Here is a 1,735-nt window from a genome sequence, read left to right as displayed (position 1 = left end):
GCGGCTTTGTAGGCCAGGACGGACAGGTGGCGTCCGGGTCTGCCGGGCAGGTTGGAGATCTGGTGCAGGGTGGTGCGGCGTAGTCGGCGGTACAGGGCGGGGTCGTAGGCGCGCACGTGGGCCCAGAACTCGTCCTTCTTGCGTAGTGACTCGCGGGTGCCGGCGCGGACCAGGAGCATCGAGGAGACCAGGGACACGATGTCGAGGTAGTGCAGCATGTAGCGCTTGAGGGCGCGGGGCGTGGCTGGGTTCGCGCGGGCTGCGGACAGGTGTTCCATCATGGTGCGGTTGATGCGTAGCTGTTGGTCCACGCGCGAGATCATCACGGTCTCGTTGACGGACTGGTCCGCGCGCCCGATGTAGTACCGGTACAGGTCGACGTTCAGGTAGTACAGGCGTCGGACCGCGGGCAGGGGGGCGTAGGCGTAGAGGTTGTCGACGTAGAAGGTGTGCTCGGGCAGGACCAGGCCGACCTCGCGCAGCAGGTCGGTGCGGTAGATCAGGGAGTGCATGAGGATGTACTGGTTCTTGCGCAGGCGCCCGACCTGGTCCCAGCCCAGGACCCGGTCCTGGGGTAGGGCGTTGGTGTAGCGCACGGCGGTCTTGTTGCGCTTGTCGACCTTCTCGTACACGAAGTTGCTGACCAGCATGTCGATCCCGGTGTCCTGGGTGACGAAGGAGTCCAGCAGGTCCAGGACCTTGGCGTAGGCGTCGGCCTCGAGCCAGTCGTCGGAGTCCACGATCTTGATGAACCGCCCGCGCGCGTGGGCCAGGCCCGTGTTGATCGCGGCCCCGTGACCCCCGTTGGGCTGATGGATCACGCGCACCACCCCCGGGTGGGCGGCGGCGTACCGGTCCGCGATCTGGGCCGTGGCGTCCCACGACCCGTCGTCCACGATCAAGACCTCCACCCGCTGGCCCCCGGCCAGCAGCGAGTCGATGCTGCGGTGCATGTACGCCGCAGAGTTGTAGCACGGCACCACGATCGTCAACAGCTTGGACATCAGCGCACTCTTCAGACTTCCTGGCCCGCACGGGCCGACGACGAGGACTCCCCCGCACCCCCGGCCACCGGCACACCCGCCACCTGAGCAGGGCCAGCCACCTCGCCCGGCTCTGGCGCCTGGTCCTCGGGGTCACGCTTGAAGATGATCTTGAAGATCGGGAAGAACACCCAGAACGATAGGGCACTGTTGATGATCATCGTGACCATGTCGGCCGCGGTCTCACCCGTCTTGCCCAACCCCCACGTGTCGATCAACAGCTCGTAGATCGGCGCCTTGTACAGGCCCTGCAACGCCGCCGCCGCGAACGTGATCACCACGTACGCCACCACGTACCAGAACGCCGCCCGCCAGATCGAGGTGTTCGACTTGAACGTCACGTTGCGCTGAGCGAAGAAGTTGATCACCTGCGCGATCAACAACGTCACCTGCACCGCCAAGAAGTACGCCAACCCACCCCCACCCTCAGGCAACGCCCCCGCCGCATAGTCGAACACGAAGAACGACGACCCATCCGGATTCGACCCCACCGGCAACACCTGAAACCCCGTGTCCACCAACCCCGTCGCCCCGAACACCGCCTTGAACGCCGGCATCAACGCCAGCTGCAGCACCGTCACCCCATTGCTCAACACGAAGAACAACAAGAACTGCGCCGCCCCCGGACGCCGCTCAGCAAACCCCGACCACGCCTGACCAATCCGACCGAACATCACACACTCACTCTCACG

2 protein-coding genes are annotated in these 1,735 nt (G+C 65.5%); both read right to left on the bottom strand.

Annotated elements, in window-relative coordinates; all coding sequences use genetic code 11:
- Window positions 1–1,004: glycosyltransferase family 2 protein (locus H9640_RS18830; protein ID WP_191792304.1), on the bottom strand; the 1,004-nt coding region annotated here is incomplete at its 3' end.
- An 11-nt stretch (window positions 1,005–1,015) separates the two neighbouring features.
- Window positions 1,016–1,735 (bottom strand): GtrA domain-containing protein (locus tag H9640_RS18825; protein ID WP_318243846.1); only part of this gene is annotated, 720 nt, incomplete at its 5' end.

Origin of the sequence: Oerskovia gallyi (assembly GCF_014836745.1) — a bacterium.
GTDB lineage: Bacteria > Actinomycetota > Actinomycetes > Actinomycetales > Cellulomonadaceae > Oerskovia > Oerskovia paurometabola.
This window is presented reverse-complemented; position numbering and strand designations above follow the sequence as displayed.